The organism is Flavobacterium sp. AC274, assembly GCF_979258275.1.
Map to the genome: position 1 here is coordinate 434146 of NZ_OZ409852.1, position 15310 is coordinate 449455.

A 15310-nucleotide genomic window follows, 5' to 3' on the forward strand; every position below is an offset into this window, starting at 1 on the left:
TATTTAACGAGATCATAATTATTGATTACATGAGTATTCTTTTTTCAATATTAAAAACTCCACTAGTACAATCGAAATTTAAACAATTATCATAATAATTTAATGTAATTAAGTCTTTTAATCGTCTTGAAGAATAACCGGTTATTTCAGCTTTCCATCTTTCAATATTTTGATTTAATTGAGTAGAATTACTTTTCTCTTTATTTAAAATATTTTCAAGCCTTTTATCATAAGAACTTTTATTATCAAATGAAAGTTCAACATCCCGAAATGAAATTTTAGTAGACGTTTTTGAAGAATATTCATTCATTAAAATGACATTGGTACTTTTCTTGAATAACTCAAAATTCTCCTCAAGCATCAATCCTGATATAGTTAATCTTTCAGTTCCGAAATAAGGAAAACCCTGGTATGAATATCCCTTTTCATCGGCTAACTCTAAAAATTTATATAAAAATAAAGCTTTTAATTCGTAGATACTCTCAAGTGTTTCTTGTTGAACATCCTCATTTTTCTTCTCGCTAGTTTTTATATTTTCTTCTATCAATTTAATTTTCTCCGCGAATAATGTATTTACATTTCTAAAAAGATTATACACGAATCCCTTACGATTATTTAGATTTTCAAAATCTGCAGGCTCTACATTTTTATAAACGATTATAGCTAATAATTTTTCACCTGCTAACTCTTCACCTAAAACTTTTTTATATACATTATACTCATTGATTATAGAGTTCAAAAGTCTTTTGTCAGTTAAGTACCTTGAGACTTCTTCCAAAAATGTTTTATCTACACCTGAAATATTGTCGATTAAGGTTTTACTGGAATTAGTATAATTTATAATAGGTATTACAGGAATTATAAAATCAAAAAATTTAGTTCTTTCATCTTCTTTAAAAATATCATCATTAACAGCATATATAAAAGTTACTTTACCCCTTTTTTTAATTGGCTCGTAATTATTAATTAATTGATTAATCTCTCGTAATTTAATAAAGATCAAAGTTTCTTTGTACCTATCAAGGTCTTCAAAAAAAACAACCTCTATTTTTTTCCTTTCAAAAAAATAAAGAATTTCATCTATCTCATTTTCAAAGCTAATAGTCTTCTTGTCCTGATTATTATCTACATCAACTTCGCTAAATTTAATTTTGCTGATTTTAAAATTTAAAACAAAATTCATTAATATATACAAAACACAAAAACCTCCTAAACTAAAAACAACAAGGTAAATCAGTTTAATATATTCCTGATAGTTTGGAGAATAAAAAATTTCAGACAGCAGCTTATTTCCAGAAACATATAAAAGCGAAATGAGCCAAAGAGCAAAAAGTAATGTCTTTGCCTTAACCCATTTTTGGTTGACAATTCGTTTAAAACGTGATTCTGGAATTGTGTCATGCTCAACGCTATAAAACAATTGTTTAAGAATACATAGTTCAATTGCTTTAATATCTTCCAGTTGCTTACCATCGAAAGTTGCTAAAGAAATATTTAAACATTCCAATTCTGAAAATTTGTTTTCAAACGTTAGGATAATAGAACTTTTCCCCGATCCATACGATCCTGTAAGTGCAACATTCTTAACTTTAGGATTATCAACACTAAATTTCATAATATCGCTATACTTGTCTTCATTATCATCAAGTATAACAGGAGAAAAATCTTTTAAGTTATCTTCATTTGAAAATTTCTTTTGTAAATAATTTCTTTTATACCAAAAAGCAAATTTTCTAAAAATGATTATTGGCTTATCCTTAAAAATAGTATAGACTATTGAATTTGATGTCTCTTTTGGATTTGATCTTTCTTTTGAATTACTTTCCTTTGAATCTTCATTCTTTGATTTGCTCATGGTTTTGGAATATATTTTTGTTTGCAATATATTTAAATATTGTCATTGTTTTAACAGTAAAAGCCCTGATAAAAAATTAATTAAAGTAAACATACTAGCGAATTTAAATTCCTACACTAAACGAACTTAAATCTTACATGTTTAAAACCTCACAACTCGCATTATGCAAAACAGGAAAATTGCATGAATTAGCGATAAAACACAATTGATTTGCTTTTGTGTGAAGTTCAATAGCCAATTCGACTTTATCTGGATTCGAAATTTTCACTTTCGGATTTAATCTTACGGCAACAAAACGACCACTTCCATCAGGAGAAACTTCGAGTATTGCTTCGGCATTATCCGAATATTCCAGAACTTCTATTCCGTTTTGAGAACATACATATAAATAGGACATCATGTGGCAGGAAACCAAACTGCTCAAAAGCAAATCTTCTGGATTGTATAATTCCGGATCGCCTTTGAACGCTTTTGCTGCCGAAACATTTAAAATTGGTTTTCCTTCAATTTTAATTTGATGGTTTTTGCTATAAAATCTTTTTGTTGAATCTTCCTGGATTTGATTTGAAGCCCAATTTAATGTTGCTTTGAATATATGTTTGAAAGTCATTTTTTGTTTTTTTAGCCACGAATTACATGAACTTGAAATTCATGGCTAAAATAACACAATTCTGTTGATCTGCTTTTATTTACCCCATTTAGTCCAATCTGAATCTGGTCTTTTAAACGGTTCTGATAAAAACTTATTTGCTAATGCATTAAATACTTCCGGACTTGAAGCCGGTGCAAAATGAGTTTCGCCAGGCATAATACATAACTGTGCCTTAGGTATATTTTCAAAAATTTCTACCGAATGTTCATTTTTAATAATGTCTTTATCTCCTGCTATTATGAGTACTTTTGCTTTAATTTTTGATAAATCTTTAGTTGCAATATTAGGCTGATCTACCAAAAGTCCGGCAAGCTGTTTTTGTAGATTCCAATTCTCACTAGTGTCTTTCGCTTTAATTTTTGACGCAATCATTTTTCTCATGTTCTGCACATCATTTGTAGCCCATGAATTAACAGCTGTAGCATCAGGTCTTAAATTTGCCCCCATCGCCACAATTTTCTTTATTTTTGACTTACCAGAAATACCCATTTGCAAACCAACAATTCCACCATCACTCCATCCAATAATACTTATCGAATCTAGTTTTAAGCGATTAACTAATTCCTCTATATCTTTTGTAATCTGAACGTATGTTAAAGAATCTGTTTTCAACTCCGATTTACCTTGGCCTCTATTATCAGCAACAATAACTCTGTATTTACTTTTAAAATAATCGATTTGATTTCCCATTGATTCAATACTTCCTCCATTTCCATGAATCAATAACAAAGGTTCACCTTTTCCATATTCTTCATAATAGATTTTAGCTCCATTAATTTCAGTAAATTTTCCAACAGCGGTATTTTTACCATAAGGCGTGTCAAATTTATAATTCATCTGAACCTGAGCGCTTCCTATTGCACCTATAGAATAGATTAATAAAAGAAGTAATAATTTAATTGGTTTTTTCATAAGTAAGAGGTTTTTTTTAGATAGTTATCTCCCAAATGTAAGAAAAAATAGCACGAATTAACAAGGTCTATTTTATAGTTATTTATCTTCATTATTTACAAATAAAAAAACCTCGAAAACATAACTTTCGAGGTTTCTTAGAGAATTACTAACTAATTAACATAATTCCAAAACTATTTCTGAACAGAGAATTTGAAGGTAGTTTTAGTTTTATAATTTTCTCCCGGGTTTAAAACCGTTGTCGGGAAGTTTTTCTGGTTTGGAGAATCAGGATAATGTTCTGTTTCCAGACATAAACCGGTTCTGTGCGCAAATGTTCCCCCTTTAGGATTTGGCAAAGTCCCGTCTAGGAAATTTCCAGAGTAAAACTGAATTCCAGGTTCATCTGTTGTCATTTCCAAAACCCTTCCGCTTGCTGCGTGATATACTTTTGCTATAATTGTTTTTCCTTTTTCAGGATTGTTCAGTACCCAGCAGTGATCGTAGCCTTTTCCTCTTTCTAACTGCTCATTTTTAGCATTGATATCTTTTCCAATTAATTTTGGTTTTCTAAAATCGAAAGGCGTATTCGCAACATCATCTAATTTTCCTGTCGGAATTAAAGTCGCATCAACCGGAACTAATTTATCTGCATTCAAAGTCAGTTCATGATCTAAGATTGTTTTTGTGAAATCTCCGGATAAGTTGAAATAAGAATGTTGCGTTAAATTCACAACCGTTTTCTTATCTGTCGTTGCTTCATATAATACTTCTAATTGATTATCATTTGTCAATGTATACGTTACAAAAACTTTTAAATTTCCAGGATAACCTTCTTCCATATCTTTACTTAAATAAGATAATTTCAAAGTTGCCGCATCTCCGGATTTTACCTCATCAGCTTTCCAAACCACATTAAAATATCCCTGCGGTCCACCGTGCAAAGCATTTGGAGCATTGTTGATTGCCAACTGATATTCCTTTTCGTCTAAAGTAAATTTTCCTTTAGCAATTCGGTTTCCGTATCTTCCGATTAAAGCTCCAAAAAAAGGATTCGCTTTTTCGTATTGAGCCAAATTATCAAATCCGATTACCACATTTTCCGAAACACCTTCTTTATTTGGCACTTTTAAATCTGTAATTCTTCCACCAAAAGTGATGATATCAACTTCCATCCCATTTTGGTTTTTCAATTTATAACTGTCGACTTTTTCTCCTTTTGCAGTTGTTCCGTAAGAAGATTTCTCAATTGTAACCGTCGCTTTTTTATCTGAAGAAACTGTAGTGTCATCCATTTTTTTATCGTTTTTGCATTGAACTGAAATAAAAGCCAAACTCAGTAGGCCAATTCCAAAAATATAACGTTTTAATACATTCATAAATGATATTTTTAATTGGTTAAATGTTAGATGTTAAAAGTAGCAAAAAACCTTAGAATCTTAGCAACTTAGAACCTTAGTCCCTCAGACTATAGCCCATGTTGAAACAAATGATAGTAAGCTTCGTTGGCGTTAATTTTATCTTTGAAATCTCTAATTGTCGTTTTTTCATCAATAACCAATAATTCGATTCCGGCGATATCAGCGAAATCTTCCATATATTCTGTTGTTAATGACTGGCTGTAAACTGTGTGATGCGCTCCACCAGCCAAAATCCATGCTGTTGCTGCGATATCAAGGTTTGGTTTACAATCCCATAAAACTCTTGCAACAGGTAATTTAGGCAATTCAGCCATTGGTTTTATCGCTTCAACTTCGTTTACAATTAAACGGAAACGAGTTCCCATATCAACCAAAGAAACATTAATTGCATCTCCGGCAGGTGAATTAAATACCAAACGAGCAGGATCTTCTTTTCCGCCAATTCCTAATGGATGTACTTCGCAAGAAGGTTTTCCATCTGCAATAGATGGACAAATTTCTAACATATGTGAACCTAAAACATAAGATTTTTGAGGGGTAAAATGGTACGTGTAATCTTCCATGAAAGACGTTCCTCCTTCAAGACCAACGTTCATTACTTTTAAGGCACGAACCATTGCAGCTGTTTTCCAGTCTCCTTCACCACCAAAACCATAACCATCCGCCATTAATCTTTGTGTTGCAATTCCTGGTAATTGTTTCCAAACACCCAAATTTTCAAACGTATCTGTAAAAGCTCCAAAACCTCCTTCTTCAAGGAAAGCTCTTAAACCTAATTCTATTTTTGCCGCTTCCGCTAATGAACTTCTTTGTGCTCCGCCTTCTTTTAATGCATCAGTCAAAGTATATGATTGTTCGTAAACTGCCAATAAATCATTTAATTCTTTGTCTGTAACTTTCTCAATATATTTAGTGACATCTGAAGAATCAAAACCGTTAACCGACATTCCGAAACGAATTTGAGCTTCTACTTTATCACCTTCGGTTACGGCAACTTCACGCATATTGTCTCCAATACGGGCTACTTTTAAGTTTTGAAGTTCATCCCAACCCAAAGCAACTCTTGTCCAGATGCCTAATTTTTTCTGAACTCTTTCATCTTCCCAATGTCCAACAACCACTTTGCGCTTTTTACGCATTCTTGACATGATAAAGCCAAATTCACGATCTCCGTGAGCCGATTGATTCAGGTTCATGAAATCCATGTCGATAGTTCCCCACGGAATTTCAGCATTGTATTGTGTATGTAAATGACATAACGGTTTTTTCAAAATGCTCAAACCGCCAATCCACATTTTTGCTGGCGAAAAAGTGTGCATCCAGGCAATAATTCCGATACAGTTTTTAGCCGAATTTGCCGCTAAACAAACATCTAAAATTTGTGCAGGCGATTTCACAACATCTTTATAAACTACTTTTACCGGAATACTAGATGTCGCATCTAATCCTTTTGCAATTATCTGCGAATGTTCAGCCACTTTTCTTAAAGTTTCTTCACCGTATAATTCCTGGCTTCCTACTACAAACCATACTTCTTTTTGAGAGATATCAATCATGTCTTTTTATTTTGTTTCAAGTTTCAGGTTTCAAGTTTGTTGGAATCTGAAGATCCTGAATTGTTATTTTTAGTTTTGTTTCAAGTTTTCTTTCTTCAGGTTTCAGGTTCACGTTCCAATAACTTGAAACAAAAAAACCTGAAACCTGAAACAAAATTTCTATTGTCCGTAATACGAATCTTTTCCGTGTTTACGGTTGTAATGTTTCTTTATTAATGAGTCTTTTAATCTTGGTGCGTTTGGGTTTATTTGTAAAGTCAGGTACGCCATTTCGGCTACGACTTCAAGAACCTTACTGTTGTAAACTGCTTTTGCTGCGTTTTTCCCCCAGGCAAACGGACCGTGATTTCCTATCAAAACCATTTCTACTTCTTCGTACGAAAGATTTTTTCTTTGAAACAATCCAAAATCTGAATTCCGGTATTGTGTTCGTAGTTTCCTTCTATAAGCGCATCTGCCATTGGTGGTGCACAGGGAATATCTGCCGTTAAATGGTCAGCATGCGTGGTTCCGAAAATTGGAATATCTTGCTGAGACTGCGCCCAAGCCACAGAATAGGTTGCGTGCGTGTGTGCAACGCCACCAATGTTTGGCCAGTTTTTGTATAAATAAGCATGCGTTTTTGTGTCAGATGACGGACGCATTGTTCCTTCAATAACATTATTATCAAAATCGACAATAACAATATCTTCGGGTTTTAAATCTTCATAAGGAACGCCGCTTGGCTTAATGGCAAAAACACCATTTTTTCTGTCCACGGCACTTACATTTCCAAAAGTATATACTACCAAATTCAATGCATTTAACTGCATATTCGCTTCGTAGCATTCTTGTTTTAAATCTTTATAAAGAGAACTCATTTTGTGTAATTTTAATAGATGGATCTGCGAAAGCACTTAATTGATCGTAAGCAATCAGTAATTTATTATAAGCTGCTACTTTGTCTAATTGAGGGAAATATTCTCCGTCAAAATCACTTCCTATTTTTTGACTTGCTTCGATTACGTTTGGATAAATTCCGGCGGCAACTGCTGCGTAAATTGCTGCTCCCAAAGCCGGAGTCTGATCTGAAGCTGCAATTTTAATTGGCTTGTTTAAAACGTTAGCCAAAGTCTGCATGATAAAAGGAGATTTTCTGGCAACGCCGCCAATTCCGATTACGCTGTCAATTTTCACTCCTTCTTCTTCAAAACGATCCACAATTTTTTTCGCTCCAAAACAGATTGCGTTTACTAAAGCTTTAAAAATATGAGGTGCTTTTGTTCCTAAAGATAAATTGGATATCGCGCTTTTTAGTTCCTGATTAGCATCTGGAGTTCTTCTTCCGTTGATCCAGTCCAAAGCAATTGGAAGACTTTCTGAAACCGGAATTTTCTCCGCTTCTTTTGTCAGTTCCACAATTAATTTATCGCTGAATTCTTCTCTTAATTGTTCTTTTTGAGCATCATTCAAAATGGTTGAAGAAGTCAATAAATGTTCCGTTGGCCACATTAATAATTCTTTGTACCAGGCTAATAAATCGCCAAAAGCAGATTGTCCCGCTTCAAGACCAATAAAACCCGGAATTACAGATCCGTCAACCTGACCACAGATACCGCGAACGGTTTTTGTTCCTACTTCATCATAAGAACCTACCAGAATATCACAGGTTGAAGTTCCCATAACGCGAACTAGAGTATTCTCTCCAATTTTTGCTCCAACAGCTCCAGAATGCGCGTCGAAAGTTCCAACAGCCACAATTGTTTCAGTTGAAAGTCCTAAACGGTCTGCCCATTCTTTGCTTAAATTTCCGGCAACTAAATCAGAAGTATACGTTTCATCATATAAATTTCCACGAAGGGTTGCTAAATACGGATGAAGTTTTTCTAAGAATTCAACCGGAGGCAAACCATTCCAATCTTCGTGCCACATGGCTTTGTGACCCGCGGCGCAACGGCTTCTTTTAAAGGTTTTTAAATCTTTATCTTCAATTAACAAATACGTCATTAAATCGCAGTGTTCCATCCACGTATGTGCTGCATTTCTAACCGCTTCATCTTCTCTGGCAATGTGCAGGATTTTTGCCCAAAACCATTCTGATGAATAAATTCCGCCAACATATTTTGTTACGTTTTCTCCGCCCCAGCTTACTGCTAATTCGTTGATTTCATTTGCTTCGTTGATTGAAGTATGATCTTTCCAAAGAACCATCATTGCGTTTGGATTTTCCTCAAAACCTTTTGTCAAAGCAAGCGGAATTCCGTCTTTCGTAACCGGAACCGGCGATGATCCTGTTGTATCAATACAAATTCCTTTTATCAAAGAAGGATCAACTTTACTTTCTTTTATAACGGTTTGAATGGTAATTTCTAAACCTTCTATATGGTCCAAAGGATGCTGACGAAACTGATTTATCGATGCGTCACAATATTGTTTGTTTTTCCATCTTTTGTAATGAGAAACATTTGATGCTAACTCCTGCCCATTTTCAGTATCTATTAACATCGCTCGAACAGAATCTGTTCCGTAGTCCAATCCTATAACGTAATTTTTCATTCGAAATTAATTTTTAATAACGCAAATATAATTATAAATAATTTATAAGTGTATAAAAAACACTTAACAAAAATAAGTGCTTGATTTTTTTACAAATAATGCATCAAAACAGGCATTTAAGGTTAAAACAGGAAATAAACGTTGCTTATACATTTATTCTGTTGCGATTACTTCATCTTAATTTTTAAAACAGTAACCGAGTACGCCGGAAAATCATATTGAACCTGACTCCCTTTCAACTTAAATTCACTTTCTTTTGGACTAATTTTCGTCGGAGCATCAAAAGAATTCTCATCATTAAGTCCATCTCCTTTTAAAATTATAGCTGTTCCTTTTGTATCTAATTTTGTTCCCTTTACATCAATTGAAACATTTTGAGCCGTTGCAGAAGTATTCACAATTTTCAGAATTACTTCTTTAGAATTCACATCTTTTACTGCAGATGCAAACAAATCATTTTGTCCTGTTACTGCTTTTCCGTCTTTTGAAATATTGATTAAATCGGTTCCTTTATTATTTGAAAATAATTTCTGGACATAATAATTTGGCGTTCCGTAAGATTGTAAATTGTTGAACCAAATCATATCAGGCGTCCATTGCCAGCCTTCAACGTGAGCCAGCAAAGGCGCATAAGAAGTTAAATGAACAACCTCAGCATTGCGCTCCATTCCGGTCATGAAAGCAGCTTCAGAGAAAGCACATTCCCAATTGTTTTTATTATCCGGACTTGCAATTGCTACACTTTGCGCCGCATATTCTCCAGCAAAAATCTTTGGTCCTTTACGATCGTAATTGTCGTAACGGGTTACATTTTTTCGAAACCATTCAGGATCTTTATAATAGTGTTCGTCAACGATTTCTGCGTTTAGTTTTTTAAGTGCTGCCATGCCATAATCAAAGAAATCTCCGTCAGGAAATGGCCCTGTTCCGGACACAATGGTAATGTTTGGATATTTTGATTTGATGGCTTTTTGAAACACTTTGAAACGCTCGATATAATCTGGTCCCCATTGCTCATTTCCAACTCCAATGAATTTTAAATTGAATGGTTTTGGGTGTCCCATATCAGCTCTCACTTTTCCCCAGGCGGTAGTTTGATCACCATTGGCAAATTCAATTAAATCTAAAGCATCCTGTACATAAGGATCAATTTGATCCATCGGAACCAATTCTCCTGTGTTGAACTGACAAGCCATTCCACAGCTTAAAATTGGCAATGGAGAAGCTCCAATATCTTCTGAAAGCTGGAAATATTCATAAAATCCTAAACCAAAACTCTGGAAATAATCCGGTGCTAGTTTGTGTGCAAATTCTGTATTCCAGCGGTTGATCATAGTTTCTCTTTCTTCAACATTTCCAATCGATTTTTTCCACTGGTAACGTAATGCCAATGTTTTTCCTTCGACAATACAACCTCCCGGAAAACGTAAAAATCCCGGTTTCAAATCGTATAATAATTGTACTAAATCAGCACGCATTCCGTTTTTTCTTCCTTTCCAGGTGTCTTCCGGAAACAACGAAATCACATCTAAATCAATAACTCCTGTTCCTTCAAAAGTGATTCTGATTTGTGCTTTTGCTTCTGTTGCAGTTGCCGTTAATTGTGCTGTGTAATTTGTCCAGTCTTTTGAGGTTGGTGCAATCGAAGTTTCACCTAAAACCTTTTTATTTTTATCTATGAATTGAATTTTAATCTTCGAAATGTCTCCGGATATTTTTGAAGCTTTCAGAGACAAATTATAATGCAAATCTTTTTTGATTCCCATTCCCCTAAAACCTTCATTTATCAATTCATAACCGTTGGCATCTTTTACCGTAACCCTGCAGTAATTATGATTGGTTCCTTTTTGAGAATACTGAATAATATTCGCGATTCCGGATTGCTCATTTAATTTATGTCGGTCGCTGTTTGGTTCTTTCCATCCCATTAAAGGCGTTTCAAATTCAAACGATCTGTTTTTGATCATTTCAGCATACAAACCTCCATCGGCAGCAAAATTGATGTCTTCAAAAAACACTCCATACATCGTTGGCTGAATTTTGGTTACTGTTTTAGCAACATCAACCTGAAGATTGTTTTTTGCGCCGATGCATAAAAACCGTTAAGCAATAAACCGCAAAGGGTAATTTTTGTAATTAAATTGTACTTCATTGTTATTCGTTTGTGTTTTATGGCACGCGGATGACGCGGGTTAAAACGGATTTTTGTTTTTTTTAACTATATCTTTAATTTAAACACATAGAAACATAGTTTTTGGGCGCTAAAAAAGGCATTTCATTTACTTGAAGACAAATAGATATGTATGTGTTTAAAAAATTTCTCACGCAGATCTGGCAGATTTAGCAGATTTTTTTCTAATCTATTTAATCCTTAATCTTGGCAAAATCTTGATTCTTTCTTCTTGCCTCTATCTTCTATATTCCATGTTCTATATTCTGTGTTCTGTGTTCTATGTTCTATTTCAAAACGGGCCATAAATCAGCATCCCAAATCATTTCTCTAACTATTAGTCTTGGCGTTCCGTTGGTTTTCTTTTCGTAGCCGTGGTAAAAAATATAATCTTCACCGTCAAACGTATAAGCGCTGTTATGGCCTACGCCAAAGTAATTTTCGTCGCTTTGAACTACTAAACTACCTCCGCCTTCATTTAATGGTTTTCCGTCTTTATCTACATAAGGTCCGGTCACATTTTTAGATCTTCCAACAACGACTTTGTAGGTGCTTTTTTCTCCGCGACAACATAAATCCCAAGAAAGAAATTGATAATAATAGCCGTTTTTCCTGAAGATAAAAGGAGCTTCGAGCGCGCCATCGCCGGGATCAGAATCTGGTAATTCAAAAGTTCTTTTACGTTTTGAAATCGTGTACCATTCCTGAGGCTGTGCAATCGATTTTAAATCCGGATTTAGTTTTACCATTTTTAATCCTTCCCAAAAAGAACCAAATGATAACCAAGGCGTATTGTTCTCATCAAAAATTAAATTGGGATCAATGGCATTCCACATATCACGATTGGGTTGCGATTGAACGACAATTCCCTGATCGACCCATTTGTAATTTTTATCTTTCGAATCTAAGGTTGTATTGGTTGCAACGCCAATTGCCGATGTATTTTTGGCGAAAGCCGAAACAGAATAATAGAGGTAATATGTATTGTTATGAAATGAAATATCCGGCGCCCAAATATGATTTTTAAAATCGGCTGCAACGCCGTCTGCCCAAACTGGTTTTTCTGCAAAAACCGGCGCTTCTTTATTCCAGTTTTTTAAATCTTTCGAACTAAAAACACTGATTCCTTTTCCGGTACAAAACAAATAATAAGTATCTTTTTGTTTGATGACAACCGGATCATGTACCACAATTTCCTGTGCCAAAGCAACTGACGCGGTAAGCATCATAATAATATAAAAAGTATAGATTATGTTTTTATGCATGTATTGTGTGTTTTTCACCATATAAGTGATGTAAGTAAATTTAAGTTTGGCTCTTTTTGGAACGTTTTAAATTCATATAAGTTATAAGTTTTTCTAAGCCCAGTTTTACATGAACTTATATAACTTATATGGTGAAAATTTGTTCCTACTGAATTCCTTCAGATGTCATCACCACTCTTTTTATCGTTCCGTCTTTATTATAAAACAATTTATCAACGCAGACAGATCTTCGAAAACTTCCCCCATTTGGCTGCGTTGCTCCGTTATGATAAATAAAATACGGTTGTCCTTTAAAATCAATTATCGATTGATGATTTGTGTTACTGTTTCCGGCTATTTCATTCAAAATGCCTTTAAATTCCCAAGGTCCTGTAATTGACTTGCTCATGGCGTAGGCAATTTTCTCAGGAAATTCATATGCATAAGACAAATAATACCAGCCTTTGTGTTTGTGAATCCAGGGCGCTTCGGTAAAATGCGGTAAATCTATTGTTTGAATTGGTCCATCTAATTCGAGCATGTTTTCTTTTAATTTAGCATAATGACAAACTGTGTTTCCCCAAATTAAATACGCCTGATTATCGTCATCAATATAAACTGTTGGGTCAATATCGTCCCAGCTTATTTTGGTATGAGTTGTCATATCATTTGTAATTAAAGCTTTTCCTAATGCATCTTTAAAAGGCCCGGTTGGGTTATCTGAAACTGCAATTCCAATTGATTTTCCGGGAATTGTTCCGTGAGAAACGGTTACATACCAATAAAACTTTCCGTTTCTTTCAATAACCTGCGAAGCCCATGCATCACCAGAAGCCCATTTAAACTCACTCGCCTTCAACGGCACGGAATGCGATTCCCACTTTTTCATATCTGATGAAGAATACACTACCCATTCGTTCATTTTATAAAAATGAAAATCATTTGGCGCTTCGTCATGACCCGCATATAAGTAGACTTTGTCTTTGTAAACCAATGCCGCGGGATCGCCTGTATATTGATCTTTAATAATAGGATTATTGAATTTTGCAGGGTCAATTTGACTTTGAACTGTTGGACAGAATGCAAGCAAAACTAAAAGTGATAGGCTTGTAATTGTATTTTTCATTATGATTTATTTTAATACATAATTGCTATGCGTTAAATATTTTTTCACGCAGTCCCGATAGCTATCGGGAGCAGATTTTTTTGATCTTTAATTCTTTTTAAGTTATTATAAAGTAAGTCCCATCGGGGTGACATATTTTCGTCAATTAAAAAAAGTTAGATATCGCTCCCCTGGAGCTAATAAAAAAAACATACTATACTTGCTATAAACATTATGCTCCGCTGGAGCTTTTACCAATACAAACCACTTTTTTGAAATCTTTGTTACTATTTATTTTTGGATTTTGGACTCGAGCATTAGCGAATAGGCGAAGCAATTTTAAAAACTTGAAATTTTTTAATTCACTTTCTTACCCCAAACAGGTAATCCTCCAGCGGTCAAACCAGAATAACTCAAGGTTACTTTTCTGGTTGCCGATTCCCAATCCCAGGCATCAATCACATTGCATTTTACTCCATTTATCGTCAGGATTTTTTTGGTACTTTCATATGACCATGTTCCTGTAACATCTCCACTTACTTTTTTATCAGCAGTTAAATTAATTGTTATCGATTTTTGGATGGTTTTGTATTGATAATTCATTGTAATTTGTTCCCATGTTCCAATGATATTGGCTTCGGCAAAAGCGGTTGTTGGCACTCCTGCATAACGTTCGGGTTCTACTGTCGGCCAACCATCTTCTGTCCATTGAATACCGCGAACATGTCCCATCATTATAGCATTCGAAACATTAATTCCGGGAACTCCCTCTGGCAAACGGGCTTGCGAAGCGTAATACCATTGTTTACTTGTTGGGTTTTGAAAAATTCCGCAATGAGCAAAACCAACCCAACCCGTATGATTTTTAAAAGAATAGGGATGCGTCAACATCGGGAAACATTCTGCTCCGGTCGTAATACTCATTCCTGTATTGGTTAAATAAGGTCCCAAAATACTTTTTGAACGTGCAACCCGCGTGTTGTATGCAACCGATAATTCATCATAAGCCAAAAACAAATAATAATATTGCGTGTCGGGATTATAGATAATTTCCGGTCCTTCGAGTGCCTGCCAGCGATTTGTATTTACGTTTCCGCGTCCTGCTATTCGCACTCCGTAATCATCTATTGTTTGTAATTTATCCGGTTTTCCTGTGGTTGGATTTAATTTTAAAGCTGCAATTCCGGAATGCCATGAACCGTAAATTAAATACTGATCGCCTTCGGGTGTTTCTATAAAACTCGGATCAATGGCGTTGAATTTGAAATAAGCATCCCAATCGTTTCCTCCGTTTCTAACGTAACTTTTTACCCCATCAGGTTCAGAACAAACGACCATTCCTTTATCTGTCCAATTATTTGAAGCCAAATCGTCCGTTTCGGCTAAGCCAATAAAAGCACGTTCTGACCAGGATTTATTAGTGTCTGATCCTACAATCGGATTCGTTACGACAATGCTATAGTACATTCTGAATTTGTTTCCCACTTTTCGAACGCACGGCGCCCAATATGCATAATTCGGGTTTTCGATAGGAGGAAGGGCAGGCGACATTCTTGCTCTTTTGTTGTTTAGGGAATCTTTTACCCAAGCCGGAGCCTGCGCCATTGAAGATCCCATAAATTCCCAATTGATTAAATCTTTTTGATCTTCTGTAGAAAAAATGTCCGTTGCCTTCATGTGCATTTCCGTAAGAAGCATCGGTTTGATACATATAATAATATTCGCCTGATTTTTCTACGGATGGATCATGTACGTTGGCTAAATTCCATTGAGCTCTGCTTCCCCAAGATGAAATAGAAGTATAATTATCCGCATAAGCAGGTCCCGGAAAAACTGGTGTAACCACAGGCGGATCAACAACTACAGGCGGATCCGGATTTT

At 34.9% G+C, this 15310-nt stretch carries 10 protein-coding genes and 1 pseudogene; all 11 read right to left on the minus strand.

Going from position 1 to position 15310, the window contains the following annotated elements:
• Positions 1 to 25 precede the first annotated feature (25 nt).
• A complete protein-coding gene (locus ACZZZT_RS01955) occupies positions 26 to 1855 on the minus strand; it encodes a YobI family P-loop NTPase (protein ID WP_463459249.1) in 1830 nt (609 codons plus the stop codon).
• Positions 1856 to 1988: 133 nt separating this feature from the next.
• The gene (locus tag ACZZZT_RS01960; RefSeq protein WP_463459250.1) at positions 1989 to 2465 is read right to left on the minus strand and encodes an OsmC family protein; all 477 of its coding nucleotides are present in this window, start codon (positions 2463 to 2465) and stop codon (positions 1989 to 1991) included.
• Positions 2466 to 2540: 75 nt separating this feature from the next.
• Positions 2541 to 3419 (minus strand): alpha/beta fold hydrolase, encoded by an 879-nt coding sequence (locus ACZZZT_RS01965; RefSeq protein ID WP_463459251.1) that lies wholly within the window; start codon positions 3417 to 3419, stop codon positions 2541 to 2543.
• Between the two features lie 173 nt (positions 3420 to 3592).
• Positions 3593 to 4777, minus strand: a complete 1185-nt coding sequence (locus tag ACZZZT_RS01970; RefSeq protein WP_463459252.1) for an aldose epimerase family protein — start codon at positions 4775 to 4777, stop codon at positions 3593 to 3595.
• A gap of 89 nt (positions 4778 to 4866) precedes the next feature.
• Positions 4867 to 6375, minus strand: a complete 1509-nt coding sequence (araA, locus tag ACZZZT_RS01975; RefSeq protein ID WP_042564806.1) for an L-arabinose isomerase — start codon at positions 6373 to 6375, stop codon at positions 4867 to 4869.
• Positions 6376 to 6534: 159 nt separating this feature from the next.
• Positions 6535 to 7235, minus strand: a pseudogene (locus ACZZZT_RS01980) (L-ribulose-5-phosphate 4-epimerase).
• The gene (locus ACZZZT_RS01985) at positions 7219 to 8910 is read right to left on the minus strand and encodes a ribulokinase (RefSeq protein WP_463459253.1); all 1692 of its coding nucleotides are present in this window, start codon (positions 8908 to 8910) and stop codon (positions 7219 to 7221) included. The pseudogene ACZZZT_RS01980 and the gene ACZZZT_RS01985 overlap by 17 nt, the downstream one beginning before the upstream one ends.
• 167 nt (positions 8911 to 9077) lie before the next feature.
• Positions 9078 to 10937: an alpha-L-arabinofuranosidase C-terminal domain-containing protein gene (locus ACZZZT_RS01990; protein ID WP_463459254.1), complete on the minus strand. Its 1860-nt coding sequence runs from the start codon at positions 10935 to 10937 to the stop codon at positions 9078 to 9080.
• Between the two features lie 430 nt (positions 10938 to 11367).
• The gene (locus ACZZZT_RS01995) at positions 11368 to 12345 is read right to left on the minus strand and encodes a family 43 glycosylhydrolase (RefSeq protein WP_463459255.1); all 978 of its coding nucleotides are present in this window, start codon (positions 12343 to 12345) and stop codon (positions 11368 to 11370) included.
• Between the two features lie 145 nt (positions 12346 to 12490).
• On the minus strand, positions 12491 to 13450 hold the full coding sequence (locus tag ACZZZT_RS02000) for a glycoside hydrolase family 43 protein (RefSeq protein ID WP_463459256.1): 960 nt from the start codon (positions 13448 to 13450) through the stop codon (positions 12491 to 12493).
• 336 nt (positions 13451 to 13786) lie between these two features.
• Positions 13787 to 15127, minus strand: coding sequence for a family 43 glycosylhydrolase (locus tag ACZZZT_RS02005; RefSeq protein ID WP_463459257.1), 1341 nt, complete (start codon positions 15125 to 15127; stop codon positions 13787 to 13789).
• Positions 15128 to 15310: the final 183 nt, after the last annotated feature.